This window comes from Orlajensenia flava (assembly GCF_004801905.1).
Classification (GTDB): Bacteria; Actinomycetota; Actinomycetes; order Actinomycetales; family Microbacteriaceae; genus Orlajensenia; species Orlajensenia flava.
The window spans coordinates 176,220-189,687 of sequence record NZ_SSSN01000009.1 but is presented as its reverse complement, the minus strand read 5'-3'; the positions used below and the strand labels follow the sequence as shown (position 1 = coordinate 189,687).

Below are 13,468 nucleotides of genomic sequence, written 5' to 3'. Positions count from 1 at the left end.
GATCGGGTCGCCGAGGTGATGTGATTCGACGGTGAGAGAACTTCGAATCGTCGGATTGCTGTCCCGTGTCGAGGGCGTCGCGGCGCTCGACCCCCTCATCGACCGGATCGTCGGGAGCGTCAACGCGGTGGTGCGGCCTCGTGCCGTGCGGGACGTGCTGCACGGAGTACCGATCGGCCACCCGCTGCACCCTGCCGTGGTTCTGCTGCCGCTCGGCTCCTGGATCAGCGCGAGCCTGCTCGACCTCGTACCCGGCACGGAGCGCTCGGCACGTCTCCTCGTCGCCGCAGGACTGGTCGGTACGCTGCCGGCCAGCCTCACCGGCTTCACGGATTGGGCCGAGCTCCACGAGCAGCAGAAGCGCGTCGGCCTGCTGCACTCGGCGGCGAACGTGGCGGCCTCCGGCCTCTATCTCGCCTCCTTCCTCCGTCGCACCCCGGGCACCGGCCGCGGGAAGCTGCTGGCGTTGCTCGGCCTCGCCGTCGTCTCCGGGTCCGCGTTCGTCGGAGGCCACCTCAGCTTCCGTCAGGCCTCTGGCGCCAACCACACCGAACACGTCCCGCACCTCTTCCCGGAGGGATGGCAGCGACTCGTCGAGTTGGACGCGCTCGTCGTCGACCAGCCGACGCACGTGGAGGTGAGTGGTCAGCCGTTGCTGGTCGTGCGGAGCGGCGACGGAGTCGAGGTGCTCTCCGACGTGTGCAGCCACCTCTCGGGACCGCTGTCGGAGGGACGCCTGGTCGGGACCGGCGCCGACGCGTGCATCGAGTGCCCGTGGCACGAGAGTCGATTCCTGTTGGCGACGGGCGAGGTGGTGCACGGTCCGGCGACCGCGCCCCAACCCCGCTTCGACACTCGCGTCGTCGACGGACTCGTCGAGGTGTGCCTGCCCGGAGCCGGCTGAGAGGCGCGCATTCTCTTCCGCGGGAGTCACGCGTGACATGGCCGGGGCGATGTCACCCGCGTCAAGCCCGTCGACTCCGAGACCGAACACGCGTAGACCAGAGGTATGAGAGCACTCACCTGGCAGGGAACGAAGAAGGTATCGGTTGAAGATGTGCCCGATGCGCGCATCGAGGATGACACGGACGCGGTGATCCGGGTGACCTCCACCGCCATCTGCGGATCGGACCTGCATCTGTACGACGTCCTCGGGCCGTTCCTGTCGGCGGGCGACATCCTCGGCCACGAGCCGATGGGCATCGTCGAAGAGATCGGATCGGCTGTGACCGACCTCGCCGTCGGCGATCGCGTCGTCGTCCCGTTCGTCATCGCCTGCGGGCACTGCTACATGTGTTCCCGCGGCCTCACCACGCAGTGCGAGACGACCCAGAACCGAGGCTCGGGCACGGGCGCCGATCTCTACGGGTACACCGAACTGTACGGGTCCGTCCCCGGCGGCCAAGCCGAGTACCTGCGGGTGCGGCGCGCCGACTTCAACGCCTACCGGGTGGGAACCGAGCTGCCAGACGACCGGTACCTCTTCCTCAGTGACATCCTCCCCACCGCGTGGCAGGGCGTCCGCTACGCCGAAGTCCCCGCTGGCGGCACGTTGGGGGTCCTCGGGCTGGGTCCCGTCGGACAGTTCGCCTCCCGCATCGGGCGCTACCTCGGCTTCCGCGTCATCGCCGTCGATCCGGTGCCCGAGCGCCGCGCGATGGCCGAGAGGTACGGCGTCGAGACGCTCGACCTGACGGATGACGTGCTCGATGCCTTGCGCGATGGTACGGATGGCCGCGGCCCCGATTCCGTCGTCGATGCGGTCGGCATGGAGGCCCACGGCAACCCCGGGACGTCCTTCGTGCAGAAGGCGGTCGGTCTGCTGCCCGACGGGCTGGCCAAGCCGATCATGCAGACGGCCGGCGCCGACCGCCTCGCCGCGATGATGCTGGCCATCGAAGCCGTGCGGCGCGGTGGCACGGTCTCGCTCAGCGGGGTCTACGCGGGCGCTGCCGACCCGATGCCCTTCATGACGATGTTCGACAAGCAGCTCTCGATGCGGATGGGCCAGTGCAACGTGCACCACTGGCGCGACGAGCTGCTGCCGATCGTCGAGGATCCGTCCGATCCGCTCGGCACCGAGGATCTCGTGACCCATCGGGTCGGCCTCGATGAGGCTCCCGTGATGTACGAGACCTTCAAGAATAAGGACGACGGCTGCATCAAGGTGGTCCTCCAGCCCTGACCCGACCGGCCGTCGTCGGGCGTGCTGAGCGGCGCGCGCCGGGCCTGTCGACGCCCGAGGGGTGGACACGGCAGGATGGGACCATGGCCTCACTGCGCGTGCACTCCGACCGGCTCGAGATCCACCTCTCGTCCGCCGAGAAGGTGCTCTCGCTGCGACGCGACGACATCGTCGTGCCGCGTGACGACATCCGCTCGGTGGCCATCACGGACGACCCGTGGATCTGGATCCGCGGCATCCGCGCGCCCGGCGCGTTCGTGCCGCTGACGCTCGCCGTCGGGACATGGAAGTTCCATGGCGGCAAGGACTTCCTCGTCGTCAAGAACAAGAGGCAGACGGTCATCATCGACATCGCGGACGGCGAGTTCTCGCGCGTGATCGTCAGCACCCCCCAGGCGGTCGAACTGATCGGCTCGCTCAAGATCAATGAAACGGATGTGGCAGCCTCATGACGGGATTCAGCGAGATGCCCGGACAGGGCCCCGACGACCGCGGCAACTCCGAGCGTCTCAACGGCTTCGACGCCGAGCCGCTCGAGCCCACCGACGCCGACTACCCGGGCCGCACGCTCGGAATCGTCGGGCTGGTACTCGCCTTCTTCCTCAACGTCGTCGGCCTGATCGTCAGCATCGTGGCCTATTCGCAGTCGAGGAAGGCCGGACGCAGCAACGGGTTCGCCGTGGCCGGCATCGTGGTCGCCGTCCTCGAGATCCTCATCGGCGCGGTGATCGGCATCGCGCTGATCGGGACAGCGGCATCCGTCGTCGGTCGCTGAACACGTCGCCCCGCGGTCGGCAGGATGACTACAGCGCGCAGCCGATCGCGAAGAGCACGAAGCCGACCAGCGGAAGCGTGCCCTGAATGAGCGCCGGTCGCAGATAGCTGCGCCCCGTGGTCGTCAGCACTGCCGCGGCGAGCACCATGCACCCCGTGCTGAACAGCACGAGTGCGCAGCCGGCCGCGTGAGCGCCGGTGGCGTAGAGCACGAGGCCGATCACCGCCCCGACGCCGAGGAACAGGTTGTAGAAGCCCTGGTTGTACGCCATCGGCCGGGTGGTGTCGGCGGCGGCCTGGTCGGCGACGCCGAAGCGCTTCCACGTGCTCGGCCGGGTCCACCACAGGCTCTCCATCAGAAAGATGTAGACGTGCAGCAGGGCGGCAAGGGCGACGAAGATCGAGCCGGCGATGATCATGCGCTCATCCTGCCACGCACGCAGGAGACGACGGATGCCGCACTCACTGCAGCAGCAGCTCGATGGGGAGGCCGAGGTAGCGACTGTAGTCGGCGACCGCCACACGCAGGGCGGCGGCGGTCGCGTCGTCGAGGGGAGTGATCGCCCGTAGCTGCAGCCGGGCGTCGGAGCTGCGCAGCTCGTGCTTCCACGACCCGGAGATCACGCCATCCGTCAGCATCCAGTGCATGTTGGTCGTTGGCGTGGTCGGTGGAGTGAAGCCGTCGGGGAAGATGTGCGCGCGCGTGCGGCTGTACGACATGACGTACTCATCGAACGCCTGCACCAGGTCGACGCGAGGTGAGCGCGGCGCGCGGGACAGCTCCGCGGGGGCGAGCCAGCACTCCTGGCCGTCCAGCTCGACCGGTTCGAGCGAACCCGGGGCGCGCTCGAGCGCGAGAGCGATGCCCCGTCGGCCGTCGCCGATGGTCAGCCCGCTCCACGCTGCCAGGTCGGCGACAGAGGCCGGCCCACGGGTGGCGAAGTATCGCCCGGCGAGCTCGGCCAAGGCGCTTTCGCGGTCGAACGACGAGGCTCCGCCCACGAATCCCGGCGGTACGCGCTCGTCGAAGGCTGCATGCGTGCGTTGCTTGCCGTCGCTCGCGCCGCTGATGAGCACGCGCTCGAGCTCGGCCGCCATGAGGACGCAGGTGAACCCCAGGCTCGAGAGGTGGATCCCGGCGTCGCCCAGCGCGCTGCGCAGCTGATCGCGAGTGCGATGCCGACCGCGGTCGACCTCGCGGGCGAAGAGGTCGATCGCACGGCTGATGAGCGCATCGTCGATGTTCTCTCGCGTGAAGATGGGGGCGTTGAATCGACGGACGCGCCCGTTGGTGAGCGTGAGCAGCCAACGAGCGTCGGCGGGCGCGACCAGGTGCCAGGTCGGGCGCATGACGTGAGTGCGCAGCACGTCGCCGAGGTCGTAGGCGACCGCCATGTCGGCTGCGGTCGGGCGCGAGTCGTGTTCGATCCGTTGCGCTACCGACCAGAGGGCGTACGGATGCTCCTGACCCTGCACGGCGACGAGCCGGTGCACCACCTCGGTCGGGGTTGCTGCTTCGGGCGCCCACAGCCGGAGCCCGTCCAGGCGCCGAGTGCGCGCCTCGCGCGGCTCCATCCCCGTCACCGCCTCACGTCGACGACGGTACGCCCGCGGGTCGCGCCGGCCAGGATGCGGTCGGCGGCATCCCGCACCTCGCCGAGGCCGATCTCCTCGGTCATGCCGTCGAGCAGGTCGAGGTCGAGGTCGCTCGAGAGCCGCCGCCACGCCTGCTGCCGCAGCTCGACGGGCGCATCGACGGAGTTGATGCCGAGCAACGCGACGCCGCGGAGGATGAAGGGCATCACCGTGGTCGGCAGGTCGGCGGATGCGGCGAGTCCGCACGAGGTGGCCGCCGCCCCGTAAGCGAGCTGGGCCAGCACGTTCGCCAAGGGGACGCCGCCGACCGAGTCGACGGCGCCGGCCCAGCGCTGGGACTGCAGCGGCTTGCCCGGCTCGGCGAACTCGGAGCGGTCGATGACGGATGCGGCGCCGAGCTCGCGCAGGTAGCTCTCGTTCTCGTCCGCGCGTCCGCTGGCCGCCACAACCGTGTGACCGAGCCGGGCGAGGAGTGCGATCGCCACGGAGCCGACGCCCCCGGACGAACCGGTGACGAGCACCTCGCCGGCGCCCGGGACCAGCCCGTGGCGCTCGAGGGCGAGCACCGAGAGCATCGCGGTGAACCCCGCCGTTCCGACGGCCGCCGCCTGACGGGCGGTGATACCGTCGGGCACGCGCACGAGCGAGCCGCTGTCGACGATCGCCCTCTCGGCATAACCCCCGTGGCGCGTCTCACTGAGGCCGGCACCGTTGAGCACGACCCGTTCGCCCAACGCCCAGCGGGAATCGGTGCTGGCCGAAACGATGCCGACGAGGTCGATGCCGGCGACGATCGGATAGGCGCGCGTCACGCCCGGCCGGCCAGCGACCACCAGCCCGTCCTTGAAGTTCAGGCTCGAGTACTCCACGTCGATCGTGACGCCGTCCTCGGCCGCCGCAGGGCCTGAGGAGAGGTAATCGGGGCCGATCTCGCGGAGGGAGGACGACAGGGATGTTCGCCCGTTCGCATCCGTGTCCCGGTCGACGACGATGGCACGGAACGTCTCGCTCATTCCGTCAGCGTAGCGAGCACCGCCCACTCAGGAGACGTCGCGACGCCAGCTCACGAGGTAGCCGAGCACGGTGAGCACGACGGCGTAGCCGAGCAGCACGAGACCGCCGGCCCACCAGTCCAACGCGTCGGCTTGAGTAGAGCCGTTGATGGTGAAGAAGCTTGCGCCCACGAGAGCGTCGCTGGCCGCCCCCGGCAGGAAGCGGGCGATGTCGGCGGTCGCGGGGATGAAGCCGGCGGCGAGGCGCAGCAACGGCTCGACGAACTGCGTGAAGGCCAGCACGATCACGATGGTGGCGACCTGGCTGGTGACGAGCGTTCCCAGGCCGACGCCGATGGAGGCCCACAGCGCCATCGCGAGGATGCCGCGCCCGGCGAGCGCCCACGTGTCCGAGCTGTCGAGTCCGGTCGGCAGGCCGGCTGCGCCGAGCGTCGCGGCGCCGGCGGCGATCGTGGCGGCCCAGGCGATCACCCCGAAGACGGCGCCGAAGACGACCAGCACCTTGACCTTGGCGAGCAGCACGAGGCCGCGCCGCGGAGTCGCCAGGAAGGTGGGAGTCAGGGTGGCGTGGCGAAACTCCCCGGTGGCAGCGAGGGCGCCGAGGAGCACGGGGAACACGTAGCCGACGGTGGTGGCGAAGCCGTAGATGAGCACTTCGAGCCCGGAGCCCGTCGGCACCCCGCCTCCTGCGCCGGGTCCATTGGAGCGGGCGGCATCCGGATGCTCGGAGAGGTAGCCGAACGCGGCCCCGAGCCCGCCGGCGGCGATCGCCACGTAGCCCGTCATGACGAGCGCGAGCACCCACCACATCCGCGTGGTGAGCAGCTTGAGGAACTCGGAGCCGATCGCTCGCAGCAGCGTGCTCATCGGTCGTCCCCCTCGGCGTCGGGTGCTGTCGCGGGGTCGGGTGCTGGATCCGGGTCGGGGGCGGGTTCCGCGGCCCCGGTGCGGCCGGCGTCCAGCGTCGGTTCCGGAATCTCGGCGTGGTCGGGGGCGGCCGGGTGCTCGTCATGGTCGGCGAGTTCCCCGCCGCCGACCAGGGTTAGGAAGGACTCCTCCAGCCCCGCGCGCTGGCGGAACAGGGCGGACAGCTCGAGCGAGTTCATGAACGCGATGTGACCGATGCGCGCGGGGTCGGGGCTGGAGACGAGCAGGCCGGTACGACCATCGCTGAACTCGAGCCCCTCCGCCCTCAACGCGTCGGCGAGCCGGGCGCGGTCGGGCGAGTCGACGACGACGCGAGGCGCGACATCCGTGTCGAGGGTCGACAGATCGCCCCGGTGCACCAGCCGTCCCTTGGCGATGATGACGACCTCGTCGACCGACTGCTGCACCTCGCTGAGCAGGTGCGAGCTGACCAGGACGGTGCGCCCTTCGCCGGCGAGTTCGCGGAGGAAGCCGCGGATCCACTTGATGCCCTCGGGGTCGAGGCCGTTGATGGGCTCGTCGAGCACGAGGACGCCGGGGTCGCCGAGCAGCGTGTAGGCCAAGCCCAGCCGTTGCCGCATGCCGAGCGAGAAACCGCCGACACGGCGTCCCGCGTATTCGGAGAGGCCCACCCGGTCGAGCACGACGCCGACCCGAGCGATGTCGATTCCCGCGGCCGTCGCGTAGACCCGCAGGTGATTGCGGGCGGTACGACCGGGGTGGAAGCTCGCGGCCTCGAGCGCGGCCCCGACTGTCGTCAGCGGGCTGGGCAGCCGGTGGTACGGGGTGCCGCCGATGGTCGCCGTGCCGCTCGATGCCGTGACGAGACCGAGCAGGATGCGCAGGCTCGTCGTCTTTCCGGCACCATTGGGGCCCAGGAAGCCCGTCACGCGACCCGGTTCCACCGAGAACGAGAGGTCGTCGACGGCAGTGACGGGGCCGAAGGTCTTCGACACCGCGGAGAACTCGATCGGGAGGCCGGTCGGCATGAGGATCCCCCTTCGTCGATGGCCCCACCATAGCGCTCGGTCGCGCGGGCGGTCAGCAGCCGCACGGTGGACGCTGGCATTCATCAAAAAAGCTAGTTAGACTAACTAGGTATCAGTTTCACGGAAGGACTGCAGATGGGCGTCATGAGCTACGGCACCGAGGATTACCGCTTCGACGATCGCGTCCTGGCGCACCTGCAGACCGTGATCGGCATGCAACTGCGGCGCCGCGAGTCGTTCATCCTCGGGTGGACGGACGCCAGCACGGGCCTTCGGCAATCGGTCTGGGTCGACACGGGCATCCCTATCCGCTTCTCCTTCCACGACGACGGAAACCACGTCCTCAACCGGCACTGGGTGTCCGAGCTCATCGACGGCAGCCGCCGCCCTGCGGGCCTGGTGCTGGGAGAGGAGCCGAAGGACGTCCCCGCGGACGACGCACCCCACGCTCACGCGAAGAGCGAGACCGCGGCTCGTGCCCCGCGCCCCGCGTCGGCCCCGTACGTGCGCACCTCGGCCGTATACTCCGTGTGACCAGCCGACCGTCCGGCGACGAGGCACCCTCATGACAGCACAGGAGGACGCCTCCTACTGGTATCAGGACCGTCAGACCCGGGCCCGTCTGGTGTTGGAGGCGCTGCGCCGTTACCGCGATGCGGAGTTGGCGATGCGCGAGCGTGCGCGCACCTCCACCGGGCTGGGTGACAACGACCTCTCCGCGATGCGCTACCTCCTCCAACAGGATCGCGCGGGGCGCCAGGTCACGCCGGCCGAGCTCGCCGAACACCTCGGACTCACCCGGCCCTCGGTCACCGTGATGCTCGACCGGCTCTCGCGTGCCGGCTACCTCCGGAGGCGCCGGGCGCCCCACGACCGCCGCTCCATGATCCTCGTCCCGCGGGAGCCGGAGGATCCCGGCATCCATGAGCACCTCGTCGACCTCCGAAGCGGGGTGGCGCGACGGGCGGCGGAGCTCGATCGGAACGACGCCGCCATCGTCGTCCGCTTCCTGCACGACATGCGCGCGGCCCTCGACGACGGGGTGACGCCGATGCCTGATCGGTTCTGGTTCGGAGCCGACGACGACGCGGCCACCGCCGTGCTCAGCGGCCTGCGCGAGTACCGCGCCAGCGAGCAGCGGATGCGCCAGCGCACGAGGGACTCCATGCGCATGGGCGACAACGACCTGCACGCCCTGCGCTACCTGCTGAAGGGCCAGCGCCAGGGAACCTGCATCAATGCGGCCGACCTGGCATCCGAGCTCGCGATGAAGTCGTCGTCGGTCACGGCGATGCTCGACCGGCTGAGTGCTTCGGGGCACGTCATCCGCGAGCCGCATCCGTCCGATCGCCGCAGCGTGGCGATCATTCCCACGCCGGCCGCCGACACCGAGGTGCGAGCGACCCTCGGCACCATGCACGGGCGCATGATCGCCGTGCCCGGCGCGCTCGACGAGCACGCCGCGGTCGTCGTCGAGCGCTTCCTCGCCGACATCACCGACGCCATCGCCCTCGTCGGCGCGGATCGCTGAGCCGCGGTCGAGACCTTCAGCGCTCGGCGAGCAGCTCCGCCAGCGCCGCGAGCACGCGGTCGATCTCCTCGGAGGTCGTGTAGGGAGCCAGCCCGAGTCGCAGGCCACCCGTGTCGCCCAGCCCGAGCAGTCGGCTGGCCTCGAGCGCGTAGAAGTTGCCGGACGGCGCCAGGATGGCGCGCTCGACGAGCGATCGATACAGCTCCGCCGCAGGAACCGACTCGAACGTGACCAGCAGCGTCGGAGTGCGACGAGCGGCACGTGAGAAGACCGTTGCGCCCGGGAGCGAGCGGATGCCGCGCTCGAGCAGCTCGAGCAGCTCGGCCTCATGCTCGTGCAGCGCGTGGAACGAGGCGGTCAGGCGCTCGCGACGCGTCCCGTCCGCCGCGTCGTCGAGGCCGGCCAGCACGTCGACGGCCTCCGTCGCGCCCGCCATGATCTCGTACGGCAGCGTGCCGAACTCGAAGCGCTCGGGCACGGCATTCGTCGACGGCAGCAGCTTGTCGGGGTGGACGCTCTCGAGCACCTCGGGGGCCGCCGCGAGCACGCCGCAGTGCGGGCCGAGGAACTTGTAGGGGGAACAGACCAGGAAGTCGGCGCCGAACTCGCCCAGGTCGGGCAGCTCGTGCGCGGCGTAGTGCACGCCGTCCACCCAGACGAGGGCGCCGTGGGCATGGGCGGCGTCGGCGATCGCTCGCACATCGGGAATGGTGCCGATGAGGTTGGAGGCGGCCGTGACGGCCACCAGCCGGGTGCGCTCGCCGAGTGCGGACGCGACGGCATCCGTCAGCAACTCTCCCGTTGCCGCGTCGAAGTCGACCCATCGCACCGTCGCCCCGGCCCGCTCAGCCGCCTGCACCCACGGCCGGATGTTGGAGTCGTGGTCGAGCCGCGTCACGACGATCTCGTCACCGGGCGCCCAGTCGCGCGCGAGGTGGTGGGCGAAGTCATAGACCAGCTGGGTCGCACTGCGGCCGAGGACGATGCCACGTGACTGCGCACCGAGCAGGTCGGCGAACGCCGAACGGAACGCGGCGACGACGGCATCCGCGGTGCGTTCCGATGCACCTACGACGCCGCGATTCGACAGGGGTGCACTCAGCGTGCGTGCGATGGCTTCACCGACGGATGCGGGGGTCTGCGTGCCGCCCGGACCCTCGAAGTGGGCCACCCCGTCGGCGAGAGCGGGAAACTGCGAACGGATGCGATCGACGTCGTAGGCCATTCCCCGAGCCTACGGGCGCCCGTCTGCGGTCGGGGATGCGGGATCGGCCCGCGTTAGCATGTGGACATGGCCGCGACGCAGGTGGTGGGCACGACGGACGCGGTGACGCGCCCGCGTCGGTCGTTCACGGCCTTCCTCGATGGATTCTTCTTCGTCTTCGCCGCTCTGGCCGCCATCTGGCTCGCCACCATCGTGTTCAACGAGAGCTTCCAGTGGCGCTGGTCATCCGTGGTCTATTTCGTCGCATTCTGGGTGCTGCTGGCCTACCTTCTGCTGCCTCGAGTCCACCGCATCCTCACCACCATCTACGTGCCCGACTACTTCATCGGGCGGGCCCGCACGAGTGACGGCTTGCTGGGTGACCCGGTCAATCTCGCCCTCCTCGGCTCCGAGGAGGAGGTGAACGCCGCCATGGTGGCCGCCGGGTGGACGCGAGCCGACGACGTCACTGTCGCGTCGAGCCTGCGCATCATCGGCTCCACCCTCTCCCGACGCAGCTACGACGAGGCTCCCGTCAGCCCGCTGTTCCTGTTCAGCCGCAAGCAGGACTTCGCCTACCAGCAGGAGGTCGCGGGCAACCCGGCCAAACGACACCACGTGCGCTTCTGGCGGTGTCCCGACGACTGGCTGCTGCCCGGCGGCCGACGCGTCGAGTGGCTGGCGGCCGGCACGTTCGACCGCGCGGTGGGCTTCTCGCTCTTCACCATGCAGATCACGCACAAGATCGATGCGGACACGGATGTCGAGCGCGACCACATCATCGCGACCGTGCGCGAGGCGGTGCCATCTGCGCGTGTCGACGTCATCCGCGACTTCTCGACCGGCTATCACTCACGCAACGGCGGCGGCGACTCCATCACCACGGACGGCGATCTGCCCATCCTCGACGTGCGATCCGATCGACGCGCCGATCGCGAGTTCCTCGCGGCCCGCGCCGATCGAGCGGTCGTCGCGGAGCAGCGCGCGGCTCGAGCGGATGCCGCGATCCCCGGCGCCAAGCGCAACTCGTACGAGAACCCACTCGACCTGGCCGATCGCGCGAGCGGCGAGGTGGTCCGCGTCCGTCCGTCGACCATCACGATGGGCGTCGTGCTACTGGTCATTCGCGTCCTGGCCGGGGGCGTCTGGCTGGTCGACCTCGCCGTCAACTGGCAGAAGGCCGTGAACGATTCGATCGGCACCGACGACGTCGACGTCGCCTCGGCCAACGTGTCGCTGTGGATCATCGCGGTGCTCGGCGTGCTCGGCATGCTCGTGCAACTCAGCGTCGTGCTGTTCGTCTACCGCGGCGTCAACTGGGCGCGCATCCTCGTGCTCCTCGTGTCGACGATGGGGATCATCGTGGCCGCGACCGACTTCTTCTCCGGCGGCCAGCAGATCACCGTGAAGACGACACTCCTCACCCTCTCGATCGACATCCTCATCCTGCTGGCGCTCTCGAGCCGTTCCGCGCGCGCCTACTCGAGGCGGAAGAACCGACCGGCACCGCTCACGCGCTGAGGTGCTCCCGGCAGAACGCTTCTCCCGCGTGCCGCTCGCAGACGACCAGTTGTTCGCGGCAGGACGGCTCGGCGCAGCTCTGCATCCGCTTCGACGGTTCGCCGCACACGGCGCACGATCCGATGACCGCGGCGTGATCGCTGAAGTCGAGTGAACCGCGCCGGTCGAACACGTAGAGCGAGCCCTCCCACAGGCCGTCGTCGCCGCGCGCCTCGCCGTAGCGGACGATGCCGCCCTCGAGCTGGTACACCTCGCCGAAGCCGCGGCTGACCATCAGGCTCGACAGCACCTCGCACCGGATGCCGCCCGTGCAGTAGGTGACGACGGGCTTGTCCTTGAGGTGGTCGTACCGGCCGCTGTCGAGTTCGGCCACGAAGTCGCGTGTGGTGGCGACATCGGGAACGACAGCGTCGCGGAACCGCCCGATCTGCGCCTCGAACGCGTTGCGCCCGTCGAAGAACACCACGTCGTCACCGCGCTCGGCCACGAGAGCGTCGAGCTCGGCGGGTGCCAGGTGGGTGCCGCCGCCGATCACGCCGCCGGCGTCGACCCGCAGTTCGTCGGGCGCGCCGAACGACACGATCTCGTCGCGCACCTTCACGCTGAGCTTCGGGAAGTCGATGCTCCGTCCGCTCTCGTCGAGGCCCGACCCCTCACTCCACTTCACGTCGATGCGGGCGAAGGCCGGGTAGTCGCGCGTCCTCCGCAGGTAGCGCTTGACCGCGCGAAGCTCGCCGCCGACCGTGGCGTTGATGCCGTCCTTCGAGACGATGATGCGTCCGCGCAACCCGAGCGACTCGCCGAGGTCCCGCTGCCACAGTCGCACGGCGTCGGGGTCGGCGAGCGGTGTGAACGCGTAGTACAGCAGGATCTTGGGCACGGGCATCCGTCCATTCTCGCCGACGGCGCCTGATGCCGTGCCCGGCCGCCGTGCCCGGCCGACGTGCCCGGCCGCAGTGCCTCCTCGCGCTGCTCGTTCGGACAGCTGCGGCCGCCGAGGCACCCGCATCCGTCCGTCGCAGCAGCAAGACCCCGTAACGGATGCGGCGGGCCGGGCAAGGGGGTTGTCCGGGCGCGGGCGGGGTGCTTGCGTTGAGAACATGTTCGATCACGATCCGTATGCAGAACTCGCCACCCTCCGAGACATCCCGCCGCTCACCGTCACAAGCGATGACGTGACGGATGGCGAGCCGCTCGACAAGCAGTACTGGGGTGCCGACTCGGGCGGCAGCGACATCTCGCCCCAGTTGTCGTGGAGTGGCGCACCACCGGAGACGAAGAGCTTCGCGGTCTCCGTCTACGATCCGGATGCGCCGACGGGGTCCGGCTTCTGGCACTGGGCGGTGTTCAACATCCCCGCATCCGTCACCTCCCTGCCGACCGGGGCCGGTACGCCCGGGTCGACGGCGCTGCCGGCCGGAGCTGTGACGCTCCCTAACGAGATGCGACTGACCTCGTTCGCCGGCGCCGCTCCGCCTCCCGGCACCGGCGTGCACCGCTACTTCATCGTCGTCAACGCGCTCGACGTCGAGACGCTCGACATCCCGGCGGATGCGACGCCCGCCGTCCTGGGGTTCAACGCACACTTCCACTCGATCGCGCGCGGCATCCTGGTGCCCACCGCCACGTCGGACTGACCTGCCGGCGGTTGACCGCGGCGTGTTCACTCGCTCGCGATGCGCGCTCGGTCCCGCTCGTGCTGGTCAGACGGACGGATGCTGACGCCTC

The 13,468-nt window shown here is 69.8% G+C and carries 15 protein-coding genes; 8 read left to right on the top strand and 7 right to left on the bottom strand.

Annotated elements, in window-relative coordinates; translation table 11 throughout:
• Positions 1-31 precede the first annotated feature (31 nt).
• From E6C70_RS12620 to E6C70_RS12605, 4 genes are all read left to right on the top strand, one after another.
• The gene (locus tag E6C70_RS12620; RefSeq protein WP_136424893.1) at positions 32-904 is read left to right on the top strand and encodes a Rieske (2Fe-2S) protein; all 873 of its coding nucleotides are present in this window, start codon (positions 32-34) and stop codon (positions 902-904) included.
• 105 nt (positions 905-1,009) lie between these two features.
• On the top strand, positions 1,010-2,185 hold the full coding sequence (locus E6C70_RS12615) for an alcohol dehydrogenase catalytic domain-containing protein (RefSeq protein WP_136424892.1): 1,176 nt from the start codon (positions 1,010-1,012) through the stop codon (positions 2,183-2,185).
• A gap of 83 nt (positions 2,186-2,268) precedes the next feature.
• Entirely contained in the window at positions 2,269-2,637 is a 369-nt protein-coding gene (locus E6C70_RS12610; protein WP_136424891.1) for a hypothetical protein, read from the top strand.
• Complete coding sequence (locus E6C70_RS12605) at positions 2,634-2,960, top strand: DUF4190 domain-containing protein (protein ID WP_136424890.1); 327 nt, start codon at positions 2,634-2,636, stop codon at positions 2,958-2,960. The genes E6C70_RS12610 and E6C70_RS12605 overlap by 4 nt, the downstream gene beginning before the upstream one ends.
• Positions 2,961-2,988: 28 nt before the next feature.
• Here E6C70_RS12605 and E6C70_RS12600 read toward each other — a convergent pair whose 3' ends face one another.
• From E6C70_RS12600 to E6C70_RS12580, 5 genes are read right to left on the bottom strand one after another with little or no spacing between them, the layout of a single operon-like run.
• Positions 2,989-3,378 (bottom strand): DUF1304 domain-containing protein, encoded by a 390-nt coding sequence (locus tag E6C70_RS12600; protein ID WP_136424889.1) that lies wholly within the window; start codon positions 3,376-3,378, stop codon positions 2,989-2,991.
• Between the two features lie 43 nt (positions 3,379-3,421).
• Complete coding sequence (locus E6C70_RS12595) at positions 3,422-4,534, bottom strand: winged helix DNA-binding domain-containing protein (RefSeq protein ID WP_136424888.1); 1,113 nt, start codon at positions 4,532-4,534, stop codon at positions 3,422-3,424.
• A 5-nt stretch (positions 4,535-4,539) separates the two neighbouring features.
• Positions 4,540-5,568, bottom strand: coding sequence for an MDR family oxidoreductase (locus tag E6C70_RS12590; protein WP_136424887.1), 1,029 nt, complete (start codon positions 5,566-5,568; stop codon positions 4,540-4,542).
• 27 nt (positions 5,569-5,595) lie between these two features.
• Positions 5,596-6,435, bottom strand: coding sequence for an ABC transporter permease (locus tag E6C70_RS12585; protein WP_136424886.1), 840 nt, complete (start codon positions 6,433-6,435; stop codon positions 5,596-5,598).
• A complete protein-coding gene (locus tag E6C70_RS12580; RefSeq protein ID WP_136424885.1) occupies positions 6,432-7,484 on the bottom strand; it encodes an ATP-binding cassette domain-containing protein in 1,053 nt (350 codons plus the stop codon). Before E6C70_RS12580 ends, E6C70_RS12585 begins: the two co-directional genes overlap by 4 nt.
• A gap of 135 nt (positions 7,485-7,619) precedes the next feature.
• Here E6C70_RS12580 and E6C70_RS12575 point away from each other — a divergent pair, with 135 nt between their 5' ends.
• Both E6C70_RS12575 and E6C70_RS12570 read left to right on the top strand, forming a co-directional pair.
• Positions 7,620-8,018, top strand: a complete 399-nt coding sequence (locus E6C70_RS12575; protein ID WP_207670126.1) for a DUF7882 family protein — start codon at positions 7,620-7,622, stop codon at positions 8,016-8,018.
• A 31-nt stretch (positions 8,019-8,049) separates the two neighbouring features.
• Positions 8,050-9,015, top strand: a complete 966-nt coding sequence (locus E6C70_RS12570; RefSeq protein WP_136424884.1) for a MarR family transcriptional regulator — start codon at positions 8,050-8,052, stop codon at positions 9,013-9,015.
• 16 nt (positions 9,016-9,031) lie between these two features.
• Here E6C70_RS12570 and E6C70_RS12565 read toward each other — a convergent pair whose 3' ends face one another.
• Positions 9,032-10,240, bottom strand: a complete 1,209-nt coding sequence (locus E6C70_RS12565) for a cysteine desulfurase-like protein (protein ID WP_136424883.1) — start codon at positions 10,238-10,240, stop codon at positions 9,032-9,034.
• Positions 10,241-10,306: 66 nt separating this feature from the next.
• On the opposite strand from E6C70_RS12565, the gene E6C70_RS12560 reads away from it, so the two are divergent.
• Positions 10,307-11,740 carry an LssY C-terminal domain-containing protein gene (locus E6C70_RS12560; protein ID WP_136424882.1) on the top strand — a complete coding sequence of 478 codons (1,434 nt, stop codon included), beginning with the start codon at positions 10,307-10,309 and terminating at the stop codon, positions 11,738-11,740.
• Here the strand turns inward: E6C70_RS12560 and trhO are convergent.
• Positions 11,730-12,626, bottom strand: a complete 897-nt coding sequence (gene trhO / locus E6C70_RS12555; protein WP_136424881.1) for an oxygen-dependent tRNA uridine(34) hydroxylase TrhO — start codon at positions 12,624-12,626, stop codon at positions 11,730-11,732. The two genes, E6C70_RS12560 and trhO, sit on opposite strands and share 11 nt — an antisense overlap.
• 214 nt (positions 12,627-12,840) lie before the next feature.
• Here trhO and E6C70_RS12550 point away from each other — a divergent pair, with 214 nt between their 5' ends.
• Complete coding sequence (locus E6C70_RS12550) at positions 12,841-13,377, top strand: YbhB/YbcL family Raf kinase inhibitor-like protein (RefSeq protein ID WP_136424880.1); 537 nt, start codon at positions 12,841-12,843, stop codon at positions 13,375-13,377.
• The last annotated feature ends 91 nt before the right edge of the window (positions 13,378-13,468 follow it).

Coding starts and splice junctions, on each gene's coding strand:
- E6C70_RS12615 (WP_136424892.1), top strand. CDS start 1,010: ATGAGAGCACTCACCTGGCAGGGAACGAAGAAGGTATCGGTTGAAGAT.
- E6C70_RS12610 (WP_136424891.1), top strand. CDS start 2,269: ATGGCCTCACTGCGCGTGCACTCCGACCGGCTCGAGATCCACCTCTCG.
- E6C70_RS12605 (WP_136424890.1), top strand. CDS start 2,634: ATGACGGGATTCAGCGAGATGCCCGGACAGGGCCCCGACGACCGCGGC.
- E6C70_RS12600 (WP_136424889.1), bottom strand. CDS start 3,378: ATGATCATCGCCGGCTCGATCTTCGTCGCCCTTGCCGCCCTGCTGCAC.
- E6C70_RS12595 (WP_136424888.1), bottom strand. CDS start 4,534: ATGGAGCCGCGCGAGGCGCGCACTCGGCGCCTGGACGGGCTCCGGCTG.
- E6C70_RS12590 (WP_136424887.1), bottom strand. CDS start 5,568: ATGAGCGAGACGTTCCGTGCCATCGTCGTCGACCGGGACACGGATGCG.
- E6C70_RS12585 (WP_136424886.1), bottom strand. CDS start 6,435: ATGAGCACGCTGCTGCGAGCGATCGGCTCCGAGTTCCTCAAGCTGCTC.
- E6C70_RS12580 (WP_136424885.1), bottom strand. CDS start 7,484: ATGCCGACCGGCCTCCCGATCGAGTTCTCCGCGGTGTCGAAGACCTTC.
- E6C70_RS12575 (WP_207670126.1), top strand. CDS start 7,620: ATGGGCGTCATGAGCTACGGCACCGAGGATTACCGCTTCGACGATCGC.
- E6C70_RS12570 (WP_136424884.1), top strand. CDS start 8,050: ATGACAGCACAGGAGGACGCCTCCTACTGGTATCAGGACCGTCAGACC.
- E6C70_RS12565 (WP_136424883.1), bottom strand. CDS start 10,240: ATGGCCTACGACGTCGATCGCATCCGTTCGCAGTTTCCCGCTCTCGCC.
- E6C70_RS12560 (WP_136424882.1), top strand. CDS start 10,307: ATGGCCGCGACGCAGGTGGTGGGCACGACGGACGCGGTGACGCGCCCG.
- trhO (WP_136424881.1), bottom strand. CDS start 12,626: ATGCCCGTGCCCAAGATCCTGCTGTACTACGCGTTCACACCGCTCGCC.
- E6C70_RS12550 (WP_136424880.1), top strand. CDS start 12,841: ATGTTCGATCACGATCCGTATGCAGAACTCGCCACCCTCCGAGACATC.